Source organism: Microbacterium sp. (genome assembly GCF_035277845.1).
GTDB lineage: Bacteria > Actinomycetota > Actinomycetes > Actinomycetales > Microbacteriaceae > Microbacterium.
Map to the genome: position 1 here is coordinate 1 of NZ_DATEJS010000192.1, position 2,334 is coordinate 2,334.

Below are 2,334 nucleotides of genomic sequence, written 5' to 3' on the forward strand. Positions count from 1 at the left end.
AACGGCGATCGCGACCGCGGTCCGGTGATCTGCGTGGAAGGCGAGTACCTCCTTGATCGGGGCTCCATAAGTAGGCGAGCCGACCCATCCCACGACCAGGTTGTCGATCATCACCAGTGCTGCCGACGCGATCGCCGCCGCGCCGACGACGCGCTCTCGGTGCCCTCGGGTCTCGGTGCGCTCCGTCGTTGCCGCTGCCGCGCTCACGGGTACGTGCAGGGACCCCAGCGCGGTGGCGGTTTTCTCAAGTGATCTCATCTCTTACTCCTTAGTTGCCGTCGGGATGATCGGTGACTCCACGGTCGCTGACTTCCGCTACGGGCCAATCAGCCTCAAGGCTCGTGTTCGACCGGCCGGTCGAACGGTCCTTGTCTCGTCCTTTCGGCCGATACGCCCCTCCCGAGCAGCCTCTTGTCAGCGGGGAGTTCGACGCCGCCTTCAGACCTGGAACACGACACCTCTGCGCCGGCCGCCCACCAGCCTCTGTGCGGAGTGAGAAGGTTCGGCGGCCTGAGGTTGCACGCGTGGGCGGCGTCGCCAAGGGGCGCGACGGGTGGGTTACTTGACCTCGGAGCGGCGCAGGGACAGCAGCCCGACGACGAGGGGAAGGACAATCCAGATCATCGTGGTCGAGCCGAGCATCGCCCACTCCTTGACAGTGTTCGTGGCGCCATCGAGGAGCGCCACCTGCGTGTGGTGCCAGTCGATCCACGGCTGCAGGTCCTCGAACCACGAACGCACCTGAGCCAGGAGCGCGAGAATGCCGGGCATGACTAGTGAAGCGACGAAGTAGCCCACGATCGCGGCCGCGGAGTTGCGCAGCACGACACCGAGTGCGAAGCCGAAGGCCATGCCCACCAGGTTGTAGAGCACCATCTGGAGTGCCATGGACAACGAAATGTCCCACGCGGTGTCGACGCCTGCGAGTGCTGACCCGGCCACGTTGCCGAGGGCGCCAACCGCAAAGGCGACGGAGACGGCGCCGAGGCCCACCAGGAGGGTCGCGATCGCCTTGGCGCCGATCACGCGTTCGCGGCTCGGCACCAGCGTGAACGTGGTTAGCCCACTTCGCTGGCTCCACTCACCCGTGACGGCCAGGATCGCGATGATCGGCAAGATCACTGACATCGGGAACCCGCTCGCCCTCACGAAGTTCTGGTAGGTGACGTCGCTGTTGAGGCCGAGGACGAGGAGCGACCCGGCCGAGATGGGCGACAGGGCGCCGATGCTGATGAGCATCCAGAATCCCGAGCGGGTGTTGAACATCTTGCGCAGCTCGACCTTGACGAGTCGGGTGGCCGGGATGGGTTGGGCGGTCCGTCGGGCCGGCTCGGCCTCGATGGTGTCGGGAGGGATGATCGTGGCGGTCATGCCGCAACTCCTTCGCGTTGGGTGTCGGCGGTGAGCGAGAGGAACATGTCTTCGAGCCCGGTGCCCTCGGCGGACCGGAGCTCGGTCAGAGGGATCCCGGCGGTCAGGGCCACGGATCCGACCCGAGCGGGGTCGGCGTCCGTGCGGACCGAGCCGTCTCCTGCGAGCGTGCTGGGGATCCCTGCCTGTTCGAGGGCGTGAGCGAGGTCGCGCGGTGACGTCGAGCGGGCGAGCGTCCCCGCTGCGGCCAGCAGCTCTTCCTTGCTGCCGGACGCGACGATCTTTCCGTTGCCGATCACGACCAGGTCGTCGGCGATGACCTCGATCTCGTGGAGCAGGTGTGAGGACAACAGGACGGTGCCGCCCTGGCTGGCGAAGCCCGTCAGCAGGTCGCGCATCCACCGGATCCCCGCGGGGTCGAGCCCGTTGGCGGGCTCGTCGAGGATCAGCACCTGTGGGTCTCCGAGGAGTGCGGTGGCGATGCCGAGGCGCTGGCGCATCCCGAGGGAGTAGTTGCGCACCCGGCGCTTGGCCTCGGTGGGTGTCAGACTCACCAGCTCGAGCATCTCGTCGACACGGCGGCGGGGCAGGCCGATGGTGTCGGCAGCGATCGTGAGGATCTCGCGTCCGGTGCGGCCGGCGTGCTGGGCGGAGGCGTCGAGGAGGACGCCGACCTCGAGGCCGGGGTTGGGCAGGTCGGCGAACCGGACGCCGTCGATGGTCGCGGTGCCGGACGTCGGGGCGGTCAGGCCGACCATCACGCGCATCGTGGTGGACTTGCCGGCGCCGTTCGGGCCGAGGAAGCCGGTGACTGTCCCCGGGCGCACGGAGAAGGAGATGGAGTCGACGGCCGTGTAGCGGCCGTACCGCTTGGTGAGCTGGTCTACGAGGATCATGTGTCGAGCCTGCGGGGCAGCGCCGCCGCCGCGCATCGGTCACCGGTCGGTCCCGGCTCGACCGAGG

Annotated in this window: 2 protein-coding genes and 1 pseudogene; all 3 read right to left on the bottom strand. The window is 68.2% G+C overall.

Going from position 1 to position 2,334, the window contains the following annotated elements; translation table 11 throughout:
* Positions 1-258: pseudogene (locus VJR25_RS08215) on the bottom strand (hypothetical protein); the annotation flags it as partial.
* Positions 259-558: 300 nt separating this feature from the next.
* Positions 559-1,371, bottom strand: a complete 813-nt coding sequence (locus tag VJR25_RS08220) for an ABC transporter permease subunit (protein ID WP_324114426.1) — start codon at positions 1,369-1,371, stop codon at positions 559-561.
* Positions 1,368-2,267: an ABC transporter ATP-binding protein gene (locus VJR25_RS08225; RefSeq protein WP_324114428.1), complete on the bottom strand. Its 900-nt coding sequence runs from the start codon at positions 2,265-2,267 to the stop codon at positions 1,368-1,370. The genes VJR25_RS08220 and VJR25_RS08225 overlap by 4 nt, the downstream gene beginning before the upstream one ends.
* Positions 2,268-2,334: the final 67 nt, after the last annotated feature.